This window comes from Pseudomonas sp. NPDC086581 (assembly GCF_044746165.1).
Taxonomy (GTDB): Bacteria; Pseudomonadota; Gammaproteobacteria; order Pseudomonadales; family Pseudomonadaceae; genus Pseudomonas.
This window is the reverse complement of the sequence record NZ_JBIVBR010000016.1, coordinates 1-19,174: the sequence shown is the minus strand read 5'-3', so window position 1 is coordinate 19,174 and position 19,174 is coordinate 1. Positions and strand designations below refer to the sequence as shown.

The following is a 19,174-nucleotide window of genomic DNA, read 5'->3' as shown; positions in this document are numbered from 1 at the left end:
CGCCCCTGGTGGGTTATGCCGTACTGGCACTTTGCAAACCGACCGAACCTTATGGCCCAAACCCATAAGAGTTACGTCCTTATGACAAATTGGTCATTCACAGCCCCGGAACCTTTCGATAGAAATCGGGGTAATCCTTCACCGCAATGGTGTCGGGCGGGGCGCGTCACGCCGGCAATGCGCCCCATTGGCGGAACATTCCGCCCGGCCTCCCTGGGGGGCCAACGGGACATAACAGTCAACAAGTGAGGGCAACACCCTATGAGAAGACTTAAGCGTGATCCGTTGGAAAGAGCCTTTTTGCGCGGTTATCAGCACGGCATTACTGGAAAATCTCGCGACCTCTGTCCGTTTACCCATCCCACTACCCGGCAATCCTGGCTCAACGGCTGGCGTGAGGGCCGCGGCGACAACTGGGATGGTTTGACCGGCGCCGCCGGTATTCAACGAGTGAACCAATTGCAGCACGCAACAGGCTGAATCCAGGGTCACCCACGACTTCCCCAAGCCGCCCCATCCGGGCGGAAAAGGGCGCAAGCCCAAGGGCTCCGAAAGGAGCCCTACTTATTTCTGCTACTTGTATTTACGCCCGCTTGGCCGCCGCAATGGCGTCCACCGCTTCGCGGATCAGCGCCGGGCCCTTGTAGATGAACCCGGAATAGATCTGCACCAGGCTCGCCCCCGCAGCGATCTTCTCCGCCGCATGCGCGCCTTCGGTGATGCCGCCAGCGGCGATGATCGGCAGACGGCCGCCCAGCTCACCAGCCAGCACCTTGACGATATGGGTACTCTTCTCGCGCACCGGAGCGCCCGACAGGCCACCCGCCTCGTTGCCGAACGGCAGGTGCTCGACGCCTTCGCGACCCAGGGTGGTGTTGGTGGCGATCACCGCATCCATGCCCGACTCGATCAGCGCGGCGGCGACCATCGCGGTCTCCTCATCACTCATGTCCGGGGCGATCTTGATCGCCAGTGGCACGCGACGACCGTGCTGCACAGCCAGGTCTTCCTGGCGCAGGCGCAGCGCTTCGAGCAGCTGCTTGAGCGAATCGCCGAACTGCAGGCTGCGCAGGCCGGGGGTGTTCGGCGAGCTGACGTTGACCGTGACGTAGCTGGCGTGGGCGTAGACCTTGTCCAGGCAGATCAGGTAGTCGTCCACCGCGCGCTCGACCGGGGTATCGAAGTTCTTGCCGATGTTGATGCCCAGCACGCCCTTGTACTTCGCCGCCTTGACCCGCTCGATCAGGTGATCGACGCCGTGGTTGTTGAAGCCCATGCGATTGATGATCGCGGTGGCTTGCGGCAGGCGGAAGATGCGCGGCTTGGGGTTGCCCGGCTGCGGACGCGGAGTGACGGTGCCGATCTCGACGAAACCGAATCCGAGTTGGGCGAAGCCGTCGATGGCGTCACCGTTCTTGTCCAGGCCGGCGGCCAGCCCGACGGGGTTGGCAAACTCCAGCCCCATGACCTTTACTGGCAGGCTTTTGGGTGCTTGCGTCAGCAGGCCGTTGAGGCCCAGACGGCCACCGGCGCCGATCAGGTCGATGGACAATTCATGGGAAGTTTCCGGGGAGAGCTTGAAGAGGAGCTCGCGGGCCAGGCTGTACATGGTCGGGCATCGGTCGGCAAAATGGGGCGCTATTATAGCCAGCCCGCCCTCGCTCACGCGAGGCGACGCAGCGCCAGCAGCCGCCCGGAATCGTCGAATTCCAGCTCGAAGCTGCCGTGAACTCCGGAGTGAGTGACGAATGGACGCAGGTGATGCGCCGGCAGGTTGACCCGCCGGCCATCACGACTGGTCACCTGGACGCGGTTGGCATGCCCACGATAGAGGGCCTGCAGCCGGTCCGCCGACAGGGATATATCCAGCACAACGCAAGCCATGGAGGCCTCCAGCACGTGAAGGAAAGAATTTTGCCACAACGCATGCGCCCAACGGCGCCAGGGTTTTCTATGCTTAGGGCAATTCGCCGCGCATCGGGCCCGGCGCTTCCTGCACTGACCAGCCGGCCATCGGGAGTCTTGCGTCGTCCATGAGTCAACCACCTCGCCCCCGCAGCATGACCAGCCGGCTGGCCGCCCTCGCCCAGCGCCTGGGCATCGGCAGTGCCGATGGGCGTAACGTCGCCGAGCGCAGCCGGAGCCTGTCCCTGCCTTTCGCCCCCCTCCCCGACTGGCCTGCCGGCCTTGGCTGGCAATCCGGCGCGCCGCTCCACCGATTGATCGACCTGCCGCGTGGCGCGCTGTCCGGGCCGGTGCAGGAAGACAAGGCGCGCATCCACAGCGTTCTCAAGCGCCTGGTGGCCAACCACCGCGAAGAGCATCCCGCAGTCGACATTCGAAGCATCGACGGCCTCTGCTGTCGCAGCCTGCTCGACAGCCCCCTGGCAGGGCTCGAAGAGCTCTCCAACTGCGAGCAGTGCCGCAAGGTGCGAATCATCAGCTACAACGACTTCACCAAGGTGCTGGGCGTGGCACTGCCCGGCTTCGAGCGCAAGGCACCGTTGCAGTTGCGCACTGCCGGCTGGCACGGCGCGCGGTTGTTCTGGGATGACGACAATCACCCCTGCGAACTGGCCAATGCAGTGGTCTATGCGCGCCGCCGTGGACTGGAGATCATCCTGCCGGCGAGCATCCAGCGCTTCGAGCTGCAAACCCCTGTGCTGGATGAGCTGGAGCGCAACTTCCACATGCTGGCCATGCCAGCCAAGGCCTGGAGCGACGCGTCCTTCATGGAACTGTTGCTGGAGACCGGCATGCCCTATGCCCGCTTCGGCCTGTTCAATTCGGAAACCCCGGAGAGTCTGCTGCTGCCTCGGGACCATCCGCAGTCCGATGCCTTCGGCCAGGGCTTGCGTGAGGCTGGCGCGCCGGATGTGATCGCCTATCTGCGCCGTACCGGCAAGACGGGCTGAGCCTCGACGTCACTCGTCGAGCAATTCCTCGCCGAGCTGGTGCTCTTCCTCATTCAGGCTTTCCAGCACTTCATGATGCCGGGCTCGCCACTCTTCCAGGCTGAGCCCCAGGGTTGCCAGCAACTGAGGATTGCTTTTCACCAGGTACACCGCCGCGCGCTGGGCGGAATCCTCCACCTTCCAGTTCACCTCCGCCGAATCGATCGGCCCTTCATAGGTGATCCAGCGGGCGAAGTCCGGGTACACGCTGCAGACCTTCTGGAAATCCAGGTCACGCATGCGCTGGTTGCCGTACTCGATGTTCTCCACATCCTTGGCCTTCATGCCGACCGTCTCGGCAAAGGCGCGGCGCGACAGCCCCGTCAGCGAGCGAAGCGCCCGTAGTCTTTCTCCCGCGGAGAACAGGAAACGTTTCTTCATCATGTGTCATCCATCTCCGAGACCACCAAAGCCCGGAAAAACACCCTAACAGTTAGGATAAATTCACTATCCAGGCCACAGCAAAAGCCGTGGATCGAAGGGAAGGGATGGTGCGGGACACAGCATGAACGAGGAAAGCGAATTCAGCCCGGACCTGCTTGCAGGTGGCTATTACGTGACGGCCCAGCGCTTTGCACAGCTGGTCGGCCTGAACGATCGCCCCGCCATTGTGCAAGGCTGGATCGATCAGGGAGCGATACCGACGTGTCGCCAGGGCGGCCAGGTCATGGTCGATCTGGGCGCCCTGCTGCTAATGACCCAGCCGGATCAGGCCTGATCCGCTTGCTGGGCGCCCTGCAGCGCCGGAACGGCGGGAATGCCGATGTCCACGCAGAGTGCCAGGACGCGCTCCAGGTCATTGCGGTAGACCAGCACGCACTGCAGTTCGGTATCCAGCGGCTCGCTGAAGTCCACCAGCACGTAGCCACCCTTTTCCGGATAGAGCGCGCCGAGCTGGGTCTGGATGCGGTTCAGCGCGGCCAGCGGCTCGGTCTTGCGCAGTTGCTTGGCCTGCAGCACGAAGCTCACGCTCGGGTCGAAGGAGGCGCGGATCTCGCCGAACAGCTCCTCGTAGCTGTCACCCATGAACAGCACGATTTCCGGCAGGCTGCCCACCACCACCCACTCACCCAGCGGAATGGGGAAGTCTTCGTCGTAATTGATGTCCGGATTGGCGGCGAGAAAGGCCGCCGGATCGGCGTAGGCCTGCGAAGCTTCGTCGGCGATCTGCTGGATCTCCTCTTCGCCCAGGCAGCCGGAGCTGATCAGCGTAAGAAGTTCGGCAAGTTGCGCTTTCATGGAGAGGTCCTGCAGAGAGATGAACAGCCGGAAAGGATATCCCTATTCGCTGTAAAACGCCGCAGTCGGGAACTTTCTGTCAGACAAAGACGTCCGAAGTCGCCAGAAACGATACCCACTATCGAACGGGATGATTTCTGCTCGCTTCGAGCGGTTGATAGCCTGACCACCATCCCGAACCAGCCTGCGTGTGAAAACCATGAACCGTGCCCTCGCCCTTCTCTCCCTGACCCTGCCTTTGTGGCTGGTGGGCTGCGCCAGCCAGCCGGCGCCGCAGCAAGAGCCCTACAGCGATGAGCAAGTGAAGTCCTTCGCCCTGAAGATGCTGGGCGCCAGCAAGATGTCCGATGAGCTGTACGCCAAGTACCGTCGGGCGCTGACCGAGCCTCGCGAGGATGGGCGGAGCGGGAGCTGATCCTGCACCTCCGTAAGATCTATCACCCTCGAATCTCCGCGAAACCGATCGCAGCGTTTTTTCGATCCCCTCTAAAAATCCCGACGTCCCACGCTCCCTTGTAGGAGCGCCGTCGTTTCCGTACGCCCATGCGCTGCGAATCACAGGAAGGAATACGACGCGTGCTCGCCGCAAACCCGAGCCGAAAAAAAGCCCCGCACGAGGCGGGGCTGGAGCATCAAAAGGGTTTAAAGGCGTAGAGCGTCAGACCGGGCAAGCGCCCTGCTGGTTGCTCTGCGCCAGGTCGAGCAGTTCGCGGTTGGCTACGGCGTACATGGCGTAGTCAGTGCTCGTGGAGGCACGCAGTTCAACGAGCATGGCGCGCCAGCGGGCCACGATTGGGGCGTGCTGGTCCAGCCAGAGCGCCACGCGCGCATCGATCTCAGCCGGGCCGTCCTGCATCTGCAGCACGGAGACGGTGATCGCCCGCTGCTGCCAGTCCAGGTCGTCGCGGAAGGCTTCGCGGGCCAGCGCCTGCCAGTTGTTCTCCACCGGCAGGGAGCTGATCTGCTGCAGGTACCAGGTCAGTTCCAGCTCGCTGCCCAGGGCGAAGTAGGCGCGCGCCACATCGGCCGGGTCGCGACCGGTGACGTCCGCCGCTTCGATGATCGGCAGCAGGGTGTAGAGGTGGCTGGTACCGGCGACCATGCGCGCCAGCAGCTCCGGCACGCCAGCGTCGACGTAAGCCTGGTAGCGCGCCTGCCACAGCTCGCGGGTCGGGCCTTCGAGCAGTTCGTTGAGTTTCAGGCCCAGGGCGGCGATACGCGGGCCGAAGTGCGCGACGTCACGGGCGGCATCCTGCTCGTTGCGACGGCTGCGCAGGAACCAGCGGGTCGCGCGGCGGCCCAGGCGCATCAACTCGTCCATCAGGGTCAACTGCACTTCCGCCGGCACCTGGTAATCCAGTGCCTCGATCTGGCGGAACCAGTGCGGCAGATGGAAGACATCACGCACGATCACGTAGGCACCCGCCACGTTCGCCGGCGTCATGCCGGTGGACTCCTTCAGGCGCTGCACGAAGGTGATGCCCATGTGGTTGATCAGGTCGTTGGCGATCTGCGTGCTGACGATCTCGCGCTTCAGGCGGTGCTTGCGCATGGCCGGGCCAAAGGTGTCGACCAGGGTCTGCGGGAAAGCCGTCTCCATGTCGCGGGTCAAGTAGTCGTCGTCCGGCACCAACGAGCCCAGCAGCTGTTCCTTCAGATCGATCTTGCTGTAGGAAATCAGCACGGCCAGTTCGGCGCGGGTCAGGCCCTGCCCGGCGGCGATGCGCTCGGCGAGGCCTTCGTCGGTGGGCAGGAATTCCAGCGCGCGGTCCAGCTTGCCGCGGCCTTCCAGATCACTCATCAGGCGCTTGTACTCGGCGATGCGCTCGCGGGCGCGGCGCTCGGCCAGGGACAGCGCCTGGGTCTGCTTGTAGTTGTTGCCCAGCACCAGGTCGGAGACCTGGTCAGTCATTTCCGCGAGCAGCTTGTTGCGCTGCTTGCTGGTCATGTCGCCGGCGGTCACCACCTCGTTGAGCAGGATTTTGATGTTCACCTCGTGGTCGGAGCAGTCCACACCACCGGCGTTATCGATGAAGTCGGTGTTGCACGCGCCGCCATTGAGGCCGAACTCGACCCGCGCCAGCTGCGTCATGCCGAGGTTGCCGCCCTCGCCCACCACTTTAACCCGCAGGTCGCGGCCGTCCACGCGCAGGCCGTCGTTGGCCTTGTCGCCGACGTCGGCGTGGGTTTCATCGCTGGACTTCACGTAGGTGCCGATGCCGCCGTTCCACAGCAGGTCCACCGGAGCCTTGAGCAGCGCGTGGATCAGCTCGGTCGGGGTCAGGCGCTCGGCATCGATGTCGAAGCGTGCGCGCACTTCCGGAGTCAGGGTGATGCTCTTGGCGCTGCGCAGGAAGATGCCGCCACCGGCAGAGATCAGCGACGCATCGTAGTCCGCCCAGCTGGAGCGTGGCAGGTTGAACAGGCGCTGGCGCTCGGCGAAGCTCGCCGCCGCATCCGGGTTGGGGTCGAGGAAGATGTGCATGTGGTTGAACGCGGCAACCATCTGCAGCTTGTCGGACATCAGCAGACCGTTGCCGAACACGTCGCCGGCCATGTCGCCAATACCGATGACGGTCACGTTGTCTTTCTGCACATCGATGCCGCGTTCGCGGAAGTGACGCTGCACCGAGACCCAGCCGCCACGGGCGGTGATGCCCATGCCCTTGTGGTCGTAGCCGGCGGAACCGCCGGAGGCGAAGGCGTCGCCGAGCCAGAAGTTGTAGTCGGCGGAGATGCCGTTGGCGATATCGGAGAAGGTCGCGGTGCCCTTGTCCGCCGCCACCACCAGGTAAGGATCGTCCGGGTCGTGGCGCACCACGTTGGCCGGCGGCACGATCTGGCCTTCCTTGATGTTGTCGGTGATGTCGAGCAGTCCGGAGATGAAGATGCGGTAGCAGGCGATGGCCTCGGCCTGGATTTCATCGCGGCTGCCGCCAACCGGCAGGCGCCGCGGGATGAAGCCGCCCTTGGCACCGGTGGGGACGATCACCGCGTTCTTCACCTGCTGCGCCTTCACTAGGCCCAGCACTTCGGTGCGGAAGTCTTCCTCGCGGTCGGACCAGCGCAGGCCGCCGCGGGCCACGTCGCCGAAGCGCAGGTGCACGCCTTCCACGCGCGGGCAGTAGACGAAGATTTCGAACTTCGGCGTCGGGCGCGGGATTTCCGGAATCGCCTTGGGGTTGAACTTGAAACTGAAATAGCTCTTGTTCTGCCCGGCCGCGTCCGGCTGGTAGAAGTTGGTGCGCAGGGTGGCTTTGATCAGGTCGAGGTAGCGCCGCAGGATGCGGTCCTCGTTGAGCACCTGGACATCGTCCAGGGCGGTGAGGATGGCCTGTTCGAGCTTCTGCTGCTTGTCTTCCAGGTCCTCGGCGGTGAGCTTGCGGGCCAGGTAGAAGCGAGTCTTGAACAGACGCACCAGTTCGCGAGCGATGTCCACATGGGCGTTCAGCGCGCTGGCGATATAGCCCAGGTCGAAGCCCAGGCGAATCTGCTTGAGGTAGCGGGCGTAGGCGCGCAGCAGCGCCACGTCGCGCCACGGCAGGCCGGCGGTCAGCACCAGGCGGTTGAAGGCGTCGTTCTCGGCATCGCCGTTGACGATGTGGACGAAGGCATCCTGCAGGGTCTCGTTGAGTTCCTGGATGTTGACGTCCAGGCCTTCGGCATAGGTGAAGGCGAAGTCATGAATCCAGTATTCGCGGCCGTTGGTGTGGCGCAGGCGGTAGGGGAACTCCCCGAGCACGCGCAGGCCGAGGTTCTCCAGGATCGGCAGGACGTCGGACAGCGCCAGCGGCGTATCGGCGTGGTACAGCTTGCAGTGCAGCTGCTGCTCACCCTGGGCCAGCGGCTGGTAGAAGCTCATCACCAGCGGGCGGCTATCGGACAGGCTGGACAGATGCTGCAGGTCCACCACCGCGAAGTGCGGGGCGAAACGCTCGCGGTAGCCGGCCGGGAAGCCTTTCGGGAAATCTTCCAGCAGGTTGTTGCCCTGCCCTTCGCCGAAGTTCTCCAGCACCAGCGCGGCGTAGTCGTCCTGCCAGGAGCGACAGGCCTGGATCGCCTCCTGTTCAAGCTGGGCAGCGTCGACGTCGATGCGGTTCTTCGGGTCGACGCGCAGGATGAACTGCACGCGGGCCAGGGTGGACTCGGAGAAGAAGGTCCAGAACTCGCAGTCGCTGGCCTTCAGGCGCTCCATCAGCACCTGCTGGATCTTCATCCGCGTTTCGGTGGAATAGATGTCGCGCGGCACGTAGGCCAGGCAGTAGGCGAAGCGGCCGTACGGGTCTTTGCGCAGGAACAGGCGGATCTTGTTGCGTTCCTGGATCTGCACAATGGACATGGCGGTGTTGTACAGCTCGTCCACCGGGGTCTGGAACAGGTCGTCGCGCGGCAGCACCTCGAGGATCTGCGCCAGCTCCTTGCCCAGGTGCGCCTTGCTGTCGAAGCCGGAGTTCTTCAGCACCGCGGCGACCTTGCCACGAATGAACGGGATGTCGAACACGCTCTCGGCGTAGACCGCCGAGGTGTACAGGCCGAGGAAGCGGAACTCGCGGACGACCTTGCCCTTGGCATCGATCTCGCGGATCGACACGTAGTCCGGGTAGGCCGGGCGGTGCACACGGCTGGGCTGCGAGGCCTTGGCGAACGACAGCAGTACCGGCTCGCGCAGATAGGCTACCGCGTAATCCTCGATGTGCAGGTCGTCCTTGTTCAGGCCGGCGCGCAGGGTGCGGGTCAGGCCGAGGAAGGCCTTCTCGTCGTACACCAGGTGGCCCCCGTCGGCCTCCTCCTGCACAGTGAATTCTTCATAGCCGAGGAAGGTGAAGTGGTTGTCCAGCAGCCACTCGAGGAAGGCGCGCACCTCGGCGGTTTCTTCCGCGCGGGCCTTCACCTTGGATTTGCCCAGCCAGGCCAGCAGCTCTTCGGCCTTGGTGCGCATGGCCGGGAAGTCGGCGACGGCCAGGCGGACTTCGCCGAGCACGTCCAGCAGGGCCTTCTCCAGAGTGCGCAGTTCGCCGGCCTGGGAGACACGATCGATCTCCAGGTACATCAGCGATTCCTGATGCACGTCCTTGCCAGTGCTGTTCTTCGGCAGAATTTCCAGCAGCTCGCCCTTGGCGTTGCGGCGCACGCTGAGCACGTTGGTCTGCAGGGTGTGGATGCTGTAGCCGCGGCGGTTCAGCTCCATGCGTACCGAGTCGACCAGGAAAGGCTGGTCCGGGTGCAACACCTGCACAGCGGTGTGGGTGGACTGCCAGCCGTGCTTTTCGTAATCGGGGTTGTAGACCGCCACTTCAGGCTGAGTGGGGTCGAAGCGTTCCAACAGGCGCCAGGAAGACAAGGTGCAGCCGACCAGGTCGGACAACCTGCGCTGGGTCAATTCGTCGAGGGAGATGAAGCCGAAGAACTGCTCGGCGAACAGGGCCACTTGTGGCAGACCCTTGTCGTCGACGTGCTGCGCCAGGGCCGCTTTCAGTTGTTGCTGGAAGTCGGCTTTGCTGGCTGCGGTGAAGAACGCCATGTTGTTACTCCGCTGGGCTCGTTTTGTTGGATTGAGCGTAGAACGCATATCGTCTTGTGTCGGGCCACAGGTATAGACGGGCAGTGTGACCCTCGATTGACAGCCCCGACCGGGCGGTCACCGATCCCACCGAGCTTATCGGGAGTCACCCGGCGCTGGCTTACGGGGCTGCGACATATTCGGTCAACGGCATGCAGGCTCATCGTCCACGCGAGGACGACCGATTTCGCAGTACGATCGTTCCGTATCTGCCGCCAGAAATATCAAAGCGCTATCATGGCAATTCCTGATCTGGAACGGACGCCATGCAACGCCACCCGCCCCTGCACCGCCCGCTGCTGCGCCACCTGGACAACCTGCTGGTCACCCTGCTGGGCGTGGCATTGCTGATGCTGGCCTGGCTGTTCCTCGACGAGGCCGTACGGCCGCTGCTGATCGGCGCGGTGCCGGTCTATCTCGGCGTGCTGTTGCCGCGCATCGTCGGTCGCGATGAGCGCCTTCGCCGTGTCGAAGCCGCGCGCGAGCGCTCGGTGCGCGAGTGGGGCTTCTGCAGCCGCGATCGCAACGGCCCGTGGATCAACTACATCGACTTCCCGCTGGTCTGCGAAGACCCGGTATTCGACGGCCGCTTCTTCTATAGCGAATGGCTGGTGGTGCACGACGGGCGCCTCATCATCAACCCCGGCCCCGCCAGCGTGGACCTCGCCGCCGGTACCGTGGGCTACGACTTCGGCTGCACCCGCACCTATGCCTGGGACGGCTGCTCGCCGAAAGTGCCGTTCTTCTGGATCGCCACCCTTGGCACGCCGGACTGGTGGGAACACCTGGAAAGCGTGCAGTGCCTGCGCCACGGCCAGCAGAAGGAGCGCGTGATGTTCTGGCCGGTGGCGCACCACGCCAGTCTGGTGCACGACGCGCTGTATCAGTTCCTCAACGTTGCCCCGGTGAGCAAGGCCGAGGCGGACCAACTGTTCCACCGCATGCTGCTGCGCGCCGGCATGCCGCGCCTGGTGGCCTGGGTCTACCGCTTCGCGGTGGTCCATGGCGGCGCGCGCGACATGCGCCGCCAGCGCAACCCCAATACCTCGCTGCGCTGCCTGACCCCACTGCCCGGCCTCGAAGCCCTTCGGGAACCACTAGCGCCGCACAAGGCTCGAAGCGCAGCGCTGCAAGAGTGACGGCCGATGCAGTAAAGTAGGCGGCCCGACAGCCCCACCCTTCGTCCAGGAAATCCACGCGATGGAACATCGTGAGTCGCTCCTTGCACTGCGCCAGTATCTCTCCAGCCAGATCCTCGGCCAGGAAAAGCTCATCGAGCGGCTGCTCATCGCCCTGATTGCCGACGGCCACCTGCTGGTGGAAGGCGCACCGGGGCTGGCCAAGACCAAGGCGATCAAGGACCTGGCCGAAGGCCTGGAGGCCGAGTTCCACCGCATCCAGTTCACCCCCGACCTGCTCCCGGCCGACATCACCGGCACGGAGATCTATCGCCCGGAAAACGGCAGCTTCGTGTTCCAGCAGGGGCCGATCTTCCACCACCTGGTGCTGGCCGACGAAATCAACCGCGCGCCGGCCAAGGTGCAGTCCGCCCTGCTCGAAGCCATGGCCGAGCGCCAGGTCAGCGTGGGCCGCAGCACCTATGACCTGCCGCCGCTGTTCCTGGTGATGGCGACGCAGAACCCCATCGAGCAGGAAGGCACCTACCCGCTGCCCGAAGCCCAGCTCGACCGCTTCCTCATGCACGTGAAGATCGGCTACCCGGAAGCCTCCGTGGAGCGCCGCATCCTCCAGCAGGCCCGAGGCGAAGCGCTGCATGGCGAGACGAAGCCGGAGCGCCGGGTTACCCAGGAAGCCATCTTCGCCGCCCGCCACGAAATCCTTGGCCTGTACATGGCCGACGCCGTGGAGGAATACCTGGTGCAGCTGATCATGGCCACGCGCACCCCGGCCAAGTACGACGCCGAGCTCGCCGAGTGGCTGTCCTACGGTGCCAGCCCGCGCGGCTCCATCGCCCTGGACCGCTGTGCACGCGCCCATGCCTGGCTGGCCGGACGCGACTTCGTCAGCCCCGAGGACATCCAGGCGATGCTCTTCGACGTGCTACGCCATCGCCTGATCCTCACCTTCGAGGCGGAAGCCGCCGGGATCGACCAGGACCGTGTGGTCCAGCGCATCCTCGACGTGGTCGCCGTCGCCTGACATGCACAACGTCCTGGCGCCCGGCGTGGCCGTCTCGCTCGGCGAGCTGATCGAGATCCGTCACCGCCTGCGCGAAGTCCAGCTGTTCTCGACGCCCTCGCGGCGCAGCCCGTTGATCGGCCTGCACCACTCGCGCCTGCGCGGCCGCGGCGTGGACTTCGACCAGGTGCGCGTCTACCAGGCCGGCGACGACGTGCGAACCATCGACTGGCGCGTCACCGCGCGCACCCAGGAGCCGCACACCAAGCTGTTCCATGAGGAACGCGAGCGTCCGGTGTTCGTGCTGGTCGAGCAGAGCGCCCGGCTGTTCTTCGGCTCCGGCCTGTGCTTCAAGTCCGTACTCTCCGCGCGCGCCGCCGCCTTCGTCGGCTGGGCCGCGCTGGCGCACAATGACCGCATTGGCGGGCTGGTGTTCACCGACAGCGAATGCCACGAGATCAAGCCACGGCGCAGCAAGCAGAGCCTGCTGCAGTTGTTCAACCTGATCGTGCGCGCCAACAACGCCCTGCTCGCCGGCTCCAACCTCAGCCACACTGGCGACGGCTTCGGCATGGCCCTGCGCCGCGCCCGCGAGGTGCTGCGCCCCGGCAGCCTGATCATGGTGATGTGCGACGAGCGCGCGCTCAGTGACGTCGCCGAGCAACAGCTGTCCCTGCTGGCGCGCCACACCGACCTGGTGATGTTGCCGGTGTCCGACCCGCTCGACCATGCCCTGCCCGCCGCCGGCCTGTTGAGGTTCGCCGAGGGTCAGGCGCAGCTGGAACTGGACACCCACATCGACGAGCAACGCCTGGCCTACCGCGCCCTTGGCGAAGCGCGCCGCGAACGCTGGCAGCGCCTCGCCCTGCGCCTGGGCGTGCCGCTGCTGCCGCTGACCACCCAGGAAGAACTGGTGGAACAACTGCGCAATCTGCTGGAACAGCACCAGCCGGGCTACGCGAAATGAATCCCCTCGACCAGCTGCAACCGCTGATCGAACCCGCCGCGGTGCCCTGGTGGCCGCCGGCGCCGGGCTGGTGGCTGCTCGCCGCGCTGGTGCCGCTGCTGCTCTGGGGGCTCTGGCGCAACCGCCAGCGCTGGCTGCCCAGGCGCAAGGCCAAGGTGGTTGCCGAGGTGGCGCTGGACCCGCTGCGCGAAGCCGCGCTGGAGGAACTCAAGCGCCTGCCACGCCCTTACGACCGCGCGCCGGCCGGCCCCTGGCTGCAATCGCTCAATGGCCTGCTCAAGCGCCTGTCTCGCGCCCGCTGGCCGGAGAGCCACAGCCATACCCTGAGCGGCCGCGCCTGGCTGGCCTTCCTCGATACGCGTTGCCCGGCCGCCGGCCTGACCCGCTGGATGATCCTGGTGGAAGGCGGCTACCGCGCCGAGTGCAAGCTGGACGACAAGGCCATCGACGGCCTCGCTGCATCGGTGGAAACCTGGGTGCGCAAGCATGTTTGAGTTCGCCTGGCCCTGGATCTTCCTGCTCGCCCCGCTGCCCTGGGTGATGCGCTTCATCCTGCCGCCGGCCGACAACGGCGAGGCGGCGATCAAGGTCAGCTTCCTCAAGGAACTCGAAGGCCTCGCCGGCCGCCGAGCCCGCGCACGCCTGCCGGCGTGGCGCCAGCAGGCGCCCTTCGCCCTGCTCTGGCTCTGCCTGCTGCTGGCCGCCGCACGCCCGCAGTGGGTCGGCGAGCCGCTGCCGATCCCGGCCACCGGCCGCGACCTGCTGGTGGCGGTCGACGTCTCGGGCTCCATGGATTACGCCGACATGACCTGGGACGGCGCGCCAGTCAGCCGCCTCGACCTGGTAAAGAAACTCTTCGGCGACTTCATCGAGGGCCGCCGGGGCGATCGTGTCGGATTGATTCTGTTCGGTACCCGCGCCTACCTGCAGGCGCCCCTGACCTTCGACCGCCACACCGTGCGCATCTGGCTGGACGAGGCGCTGATCGGCATCGCCGGCAAGGACACCGCCCTGGGCGACGCCATCGGCCTGGCGGTCAAGCGCCTGCGCCAGCGCCCGGCCGAGAGCCGCGTGCTGGTACTGATCACCGATGGCGCCAACACCGCCGGCGAGATTTCCCCGCAGACCGCCGCCAAACTCGCTGCCGAAGAACAGGTGAAGGTCTACACCATCGGTATCGGCGCCGATCCCAAACAGGGCGGCGTCGCCGGGCTGTTCGGCCTCAATCCGGGGCTGGACCTGGACGAACCGACGCTCAAGGCCATCGCCGAAAGCACCGGCGGCGAATACTTCCGTGCGCGCAACGGTGAAGAACTGCAACGCATCTCCGACAGCCTCGACCAGCTCGAACCGGTGGAACAGAAGCCGACCCAGGCACGCCCGGCCATCGCGCTGTACCGTTGGCCGCTGCTGCTGGCCCTGCTGATCAGCGCGGCGCTGGTCGTCGGAACGTTGTGGCCGCCCGAGGACTGGCGCTGGCCGGCCTGGACGGCGCGTCTGCAGAAGGAGCGCCGGCCATGAGCCACGTCTGGCCGCACCTGCTGCACCCGCTCTGGCTGATCCTGCTGCTGCCGCTCGGCTGGCTGCTGTGGAAACTCTGGCACCGCGAACGCCGCGCCGGCCGCTGGCAATTGCTGCTGCCACCGGCCTTCCATCCGTGGCTGCTGTCCGGCGGCAGCGGCCGCCATGAGCGCCGCCCATGGATCTACCTCGGCATCGCCTGGCTGCTGGCCGTGCTCGCCCTGCTCGGCCCAAGCTGGGAGCAGGTGGAGCAACCGACCATGGAGCGCAGCGACCCCCTGGTGGTGGTGCTAGAACTCACCCCGCAGATGCTCGCCACCGACCTCAAGCCGACGCGCCTGGAGCAGGCCCGGCACAAGCTGCTCGACCTGCTGCAGAGCCGCAGCGACGCGCAGACCGCCATCGTCGTCTACGCCGGCAGCGCCCACACGCTGGTGCCGCTGTCCAATGACCTAGGCACCGCGCGCAATCTCATCGACGCCCTGAAGCCGTCGATCATGCCCGAGCCCGGCCAGCGCGCCGATCTTGCCGTGGCCCAAGCGCGCCGCCTGCTGGACAACGGCGCCGAGGGCAACGGCCGCATCCTGCTGATCACCAGCGCGCTGGACGCCCGCGAACGCCAGGGCATCCGCCAGGCCCTCAAAGGCAAGGGCAAGGACCTGCTGCTGCTCGCCGTCGGTACCCCCGGCGGCGCGCCCATCGCCCAGGAAGACGGCACCTTCCTCAAGGACGACCAGGGCAACATTCTCGTGCCGCGGCTAGACGAAAACTCGCTGCGTGCCTTCGCCACCGACATGGGCGGACGCTTCCAGCGCCTGCGCGCCAACAGCAGCGACCTGCGTTCCCTCGGCTTGCTGGACAGCACCCAGGGCCTGCAGGTGAGCGAAGAAGATGCCCTGCTGCGCCTGCAACGCTGGGCCGACCAGGGCTACTGGCTGCTGTTGCCGCTACTGCTGCTCGCCGCCTGCGCCGGCCGTCGCGGCTGGCTGTTCAGCCTGCCACTGTTGCTGCCGCTGCTGTGGGCGCCGCCGCAGGATGCCAACGCCTTCGAGTTCAACGACCTCTGGCTGCGGCCGGACCAGCAGGGCCAGCGCCTGCTCGATGCAGGGCACCCTGCCGAAGCCGCCGAGCGCTTCGACGACTTCCGCTGGAAAGGCTTGGCGCTGTACCGCGCCGGCGACTACGTCGACGCCGCCCAGGCCTTCGCCCAGGGCGACGCGGCCGCGGACCACTACAACCGCGGCAATGCCCTGGCGAAACAGAACGAACTGGAAGCCGCCATCGACGCCTATGACCAGGCGCTGGAGCGCGACCCCGAGCTGGAAGCCGCCAAGCGCAATAAGGCGCTGCTCGAAAACCTGCTGCGCCAGCGCAAGGACAACCCCTCGGGCGATGGCAGCGACCAGCCGCCGCAGCAGAACCAGAACCCCGCCCAGAGCAGCGATCCCCAGGCCGCCAAGCCGCAGGACCAGCAGCAAGAGGAAGAACACTCCAGCGAACGCGACTCGCAGCCGGCACCGGCAGCGAAGAACCCTTCGCAGGAAGCCGACCGTCCCTCCGCCAGCCAGAGCGACAAGCCCGGCGAGGACGCCCGCGAAGAACAGGAAACCAACCCGGAAGATGCCGGTCCACTGGGTGACGAGCGCCGTCAGGCCCTGGAACAGTGGCTGCGGCAGATTCCCGACGACCCGTCCGAGCTGTTGCGCCGCAAGTTCTGGTATCAGCAACAGCAGCAGCGCCAGGAACCCAACCCATGAAAAGGCTGATCTGCCTGACCCTGCTCTGCCTCGCCGCCTTCCGCGCCGAGGCCAGCTTCACCGCCAGCGTCGACCGCGCGCGCCTGAACCAGGGCGAGAGCGTCGAGCTGACGCTGGAATCCGACGACCCCACGCTGTTCGGCAAGCCAGACCTGAAGCCGCTGGACGAGCAGTTCGTGGTGCTCGGCACCCGCCAGGTCAACCGCCTGACCACCCTCAACGGCAAGTCCCAGGCCACCACGCGCTGGATCATCACCCTGCAGCCGCGCAACGAAGGCAAGGTGGAAATCCCGCCGATCCACCTGGGCGGCAACGCCAGCGAACCGATCAGCCTCGAGGTGCTCAAGGCCGAGGACAGCGCCGAGGGACAGAAGCTCGCCCCGGTGTTCATCGACGCCAGCGTCGACCGCGAGGAAAGCTGGGTGCAGGCCCAGGTGATCCTCACCCTGCGCATCTACCACTCGGTGTCGCTGTACGACGACAGCAGCCTCAGCCCGCTGCGCATGAACGACGCCCGCGTCGAGCAGCTGGGCGAGCCTCGCACCTACGAGAAGGACATCAACGGCGTACGCCACGGCGTGATCGAAGTGCGCTACGCGATCTTCCCGCAGACCAGCGGCACCCTGGAAATCCCCGGCCAGACCTTCAACGCCACCCAGGTCGCGCAACGCCGCAATGATGACAACCCTTTCGGCCCGCCGACGGGCAAGCAGATAAGAGTGGTTTCGCCGAGCATCCCGCTGCAGGTCGATCCCAAGCCGGCCGATTACCCGAAAGACGCACCATGGCTACCCGCCCGTTCGCTCAGCCTGACCGAGACCTGGAGCCCGCAGCCCGAGGAAGCCAAGGCCGGCGAGTCGCTGACCCGCAACATCATGCTGCGCGTAGACGGTCTCTCCAGCGCCCAGCTTCCGCCGTTGCCGATCATCCTGCCCGAGGGCCTGCGCCATTATCCGGACCAGCCGCAGCTGGCCAACGAGGCCAGCGACCAGGGCATGATCGGCAGTCGCGAAGAGCGTGAAGCGCTGATCGCCGACAAGGCAGGCCCGGTGGAGCTGCCGCCGGTGGAAATCGTCTGGTGGAACACCCAGGAGCGCCGCGTCGAACGCACCAGCCTGCCCGCGCGCACGCTGCAGGTTGCCGCAAACGCGCAGCTGGAAGAACACACCGAGCCCCCCGCCGCGCCCAGCGAAACAGTGGTCAGCGATACGCTGCTGTGGCCCTGGCAGCTCGCCTGCGCGTTGCTCAGCCTGACCACCCTGCTCGGTTTCGGTCTGTGGTGGCGCGCGCGTAGCCAGCCGGCGGTAATCCGCGTGGCGCAGGCCGGCCCCAGCACCCGCACGCTGCTCGACGAACTGCGCCGCGCCTGCCAGGCCAACGACTCCCACGCCACCCGCCAGGCGCTGGACGCCTGGGCCCGCCAGCAGCCGCAAACCCTGGCCGACATGGCAGCGCGCTTCGTGCCGCTGTCCGATGCGCTGGACGGCCTCAACGGCGCGCTTTACAGCGACAGCGAAGGCGGTCGCAACTGGCAGGGCGAAGACCTCTGGCGCGCCATCCGCACCCTTCCCGGCGCCGATCCGGACGCACCGCCAGCGCCGGAAGCCAGTAGCCTGCCACCGCTCTATCCACGCTGACGGCTATGCTGGAGGCATCCCCGCCAGAGGTGCCTCCATGCCCGCCCACCGGCTGATTCCAGCGCTGGCCGCCGGCCTGCTGCTGATCTGCAACCTGCTCCAGGCAGCCCCGCTGAGCGCTGCCGAGGTCCTGCCACCGTCCCAGCCACTGCAGGGCCCCGGCGGCTCGAACTATGCCCACGCCGACGTGCGCCAGTGGCACTTCACCACCGACGGCAACGAGTACTGGGTGTTCACCCCGGACCGCCCAGTCCCGGCCACAGCCCCCGTCGTGGTCTTCACCCACGGCTGGAGCGTCATGCAGCCCGACCTCTACCGCGCCTGGATCGAGCACATCGTCCGGCGCGGCGCCATCCTCATCTACCCACGCTACCAGGCGACACTGAAGACGCCGGCGGCGGAGTTTCTGCCCAACGCCGCTGATTCCGTGCGCCGTGCCCTCGCCGATCTGCAGGCGGGCACGCTGGGGGTGAAGCCGGAGCTGGAGCACGTCGCCTATGTCGGCCATTCGGCGGGCGGCCTGATCGCCAGCGGGCTGGCAGCCTCCTGGCAACGCCTCGGCGTGCCACAACCGCGCGCGCTGATGGCAGTTGAGCCGGGCAAGAGCAGCGGCCCGCGCTGGCGGCAGGTGCCACTGGAACCACTGGCAAACATTCCCGCCGGCACCTTGTTGCTGGCTGTTTGTGGTGATGAGGACGAACGCGTCGCCTGCGATGACGCGCGACGCGTCTACGCGGAGAGCACCCAGGTCGCATCGCGCGACAAGGACCTGCTCCTGCTGCGCAGCGACCGCCACGGCAGCCCGCCGCTGCTGGCCAATCACGCAGCGCCGACCGCGCCGCGTTTCGATCCGCGCTACCCGCCCAGCGACTCTTCCAGCTGGCTGCTCAACCGCGTGCAGGAACGCGTGAAGCAACGGCTCAAACAGGGGCAACCCTCGGCGCACAACGCGCTGGCCACCGATGCGATGGACTGGTTCGGACCCTGGAAGCTGTTCGATGCACTGTACGATGCAGCCTTCTACGGCCAGGACCGCGACTACGCGCTGGGCGGCGGGCCGGCGCAGTTGTCCATGGGGCGCTGGAGTGACGGAACGCCGGTGAAGGCGATCCTGCGGTTATCCCAAGCCAGCCCCTGATGGGTCGGACACATGGCGGGTTGGCGAGCAAGGGCTAGGCGCCCCCCTCGGTCCTACGAAGAGCACTTGCCCATTCAATTACCCAGCTTTGGCTTTGGCTCTTGAGTCTTCCAGAGCCATATCCGCACGCGCCGAATGCCCCGTTCAGGAGGCCTCGTTGAAGCGGAGTTTCAGGGGTCGAGCGACATGGATGTCGCGAGAGCTGCGATGGGCCAGGGATGGCCCTTCGCAGCGGGCCCCTGAAACTCCGCTTCGACGAGGG

At 66.2% G+C, this 19,174-nt stretch carries 17 protein-coding genes; 12 read left to right on the top strand and 5 right to left on the bottom strand.

Features of this window, described 5'->3' with window-relative positions:
* The first annotated feature begins 261 nt into the window (after nt 1–261).
* The gene (rmf, locus tag ACIPK7_RS26260) at nt 262–480 is read left to right on the top strand and encodes a ribosome modulation factor (protein ID WP_081519407.1); all 219 of its coding nucleotides are present in this window, start codon (nt 262–264) and stop codon (nt 478–480) included.
* A gap of 103 nt (nt 481–583) precedes the next feature.
* Here the strand turns inward: rmf and ACIPK7_RS26255 are convergent, their stop codons facing one another.
* Both ACIPK7_RS26255 and ACIPK7_RS26250 read right to left on the bottom strand, forming a co-directional pair.
* Nucleotides 584–1,609 carry a quinone-dependent dihydroorotate dehydrogenase gene (locus ACIPK7_RS26255; RefSeq protein WP_081519406.1) on the bottom strand — a complete coding sequence of 342 codons (1,026 nt, stop codon included), beginning with the start codon at nt 1,607–1,609 and terminating at the stop codon, nt 584–586.
* A 53-nt stretch (nt 1,610–1,662) separates the two neighbouring features.
* Nucleotides 1,663–1,884 (bottom strand): DUF2835 domain-containing protein, encoded by a 222-nt coding sequence (locus ACIPK7_RS26250; protein ID WP_045211782.1) that lies wholly within the window; start codon nt 1,882–1,884, stop codon nt 1,663–1,665.
* A 149-nt stretch (nt 1,885–2,033) separates the two neighbouring features.
* Here ACIPK7_RS26250 and ACIPK7_RS26245 point away from each other — a divergent pair, with 149 nt between their 5' ends.
* A complete protein-coding gene (locus ACIPK7_RS26245) occupies nt 2,034–2,915 on the top strand; it encodes a DUF6685 family protein (protein ID WP_401091151.1) in 882 nt (293 codons plus the stop codon).
* A gap of 9 nt (nt 2,916–2,924) precedes the next feature.
* Here ACIPK7_RS26245 and ACIPK7_RS26240 read toward each other — a convergent pair whose 3' ends face one another.
* Complete coding sequence (locus tag ACIPK7_RS26240) at nt 2,925–3,338, bottom strand: helix-turn-helix transcriptional regulator (protein ID WP_225614611.1); 414 nt, start codon at nt 3,336–3,338, stop codon at nt 2,925–2,927.
* A gap of 121 nt (nt 3,339–3,459) precedes the next feature.
* Between ACIPK7_RS26240 and ACIPK7_RS26235 the strand changes: the two genes are divergently transcribed.
* Complete coding sequence (locus tag ACIPK7_RS26235; protein ID WP_401091149.1) at nt 3,460–3,672, top strand: DNA-binding protein; 213 nt, start codon at nt 3,460–3,462, stop codon at nt 3,670–3,672.
* Here ACIPK7_RS26235 and ACIPK7_RS26230 read toward each other — a convergent pair.
* A complete protein-coding gene (locus ACIPK7_RS26230; protein WP_192430191.1) occupies nt 3,663–4,193 on the bottom strand; it encodes a hypothetical protein in 531 nt (176 codons plus the stop codon). The genes ACIPK7_RS26235 and ACIPK7_RS26230 overlap by 10 nt on opposite strands.
* Before the next feature lie 199 nt (nt 4,194–4,392).
* Here ACIPK7_RS26230 and ACIPK7_RS26225 point away from each other — a divergent pair, with 199 nt between their 5' ends.
* Nucleotides 4,393–4,608, top strand: a complete 216-nt coding sequence (locus ACIPK7_RS26225; protein ID WP_192430192.1) for a hypothetical protein — start codon at nt 4,393–4,395, stop codon at nt 4,606–4,608.
* Nucleotides 4,609–4,851: 243 nt separating this feature from the next.
* Here the strand turns inward: ACIPK7_RS26225 and ACIPK7_RS26220 are convergent, their stop codons facing one another.
* The gene (locus tag ACIPK7_RS26220; RefSeq protein ID WP_192430193.1) at nt 4,852–9,714 is read right to left on the bottom strand and encodes an NAD-glutamate dehydrogenase; all 4,863 of its coding nucleotides are present in this window, start codon (nt 9,712–9,714) and stop codon (nt 4,852–4,854) included.
* 305 nt (nt 9,715–10,019) lie between these two features.
* Here ACIPK7_RS26220 and ACIPK7_RS26215 point away from each other — a divergent pair, with 305 nt between their 5' ends.
* From ACIPK7_RS26215 to ACIPK7_RS26180, 8 genes are all read left to right on the top strand, one after another.
* A complete protein-coding gene (locus ACIPK7_RS26215) occupies nt 10,020–10,892 on the top strand; it encodes a DUF1353 domain-containing protein (RefSeq protein WP_401091146.1) in 873 nt (290 codons plus the stop codon).
* A 61-nt stretch (nt 10,893–10,953) separates the two neighbouring features.
* Nucleotides 10,954–11,913 (top strand): MoxR family ATPase, encoded by a 960-nt coding sequence (locus ACIPK7_RS26210; RefSeq protein WP_045211803.1) that lies wholly within the window; start codon nt 10,954–10,956, stop codon nt 11,911–11,913.
* Nucleotide 11,914: 1 nt separating this feature from the next.
* Nucleotides 11,915–12,859 (top strand): DUF58 domain-containing protein, encoded by a 945-nt coding sequence (locus tag ACIPK7_RS26205; RefSeq protein WP_401091144.1) that lies wholly within the window; start codon nt 11,915–11,917, stop codon nt 12,857–12,859.
* The gene (locus tag ACIPK7_RS26200) at nt 12,856–13,353 is read left to right on the top strand and encodes a DUF4381 domain-containing protein (protein ID WP_081519397.1); all 498 of its coding nucleotides are present in this window, start codon (nt 12,856–12,858) and stop codon (nt 13,351–13,353) included. The genes ACIPK7_RS26205 and ACIPK7_RS26200 overlap by 4 nt, the downstream gene beginning before the upstream one ends.
* Nucleotides 13,346–14,380 (top strand): vWA domain-containing protein, encoded by a 1,035-nt coding sequence (locus tag ACIPK7_RS26195; RefSeq protein ID WP_401091142.1) that lies wholly within the window; start codon nt 13,346–13,348, stop codon nt 14,378–14,380. Before ACIPK7_RS26200 ends, ACIPK7_RS26195 begins: the two co-directional genes overlap by 8 nt.
* Nucleotides 14,377–16,137 carry a VWA domain-containing protein gene (locus ACIPK7_RS26190; RefSeq protein ID WP_401091140.1) on the top strand — a complete coding sequence of 587 codons (1,761 nt, stop codon included), beginning with the start codon at nt 14,377–14,379 and terminating at the stop codon, nt 16,135–16,137. Before ACIPK7_RS26195 ends, ACIPK7_RS26190 begins: the two co-directional genes overlap by 4 nt.
* The gene (locus ACIPK7_RS26185) at nt 16,134–17,774 is read left to right on the top strand and encodes a BatD family protein (RefSeq protein WP_192430199.1); all 1,641 of its coding nucleotides are present in this window, start codon (nt 16,134–16,136) and stop codon (nt 17,772–17,774) included. The genes ACIPK7_RS26190 and ACIPK7_RS26185 overlap by 4 nt, the downstream gene beginning before the upstream one ends.
* A 37-nt stretch (nt 17,775–17,811) precedes the next feature.
* Nucleotides 17,812–18,912: a chlorophyllase/cutinase-like alpha/beta fold protein gene (locus tag ACIPK7_RS26180; protein ID WP_192430200.1), complete on the top strand. Its 1,101-nt coding sequence runs from the start codon at nt 17,812–17,814 to the stop codon at nt 18,910–18,912.
* Nucleotides 18,913–19,174: the final 262 nt, after the last annotated feature.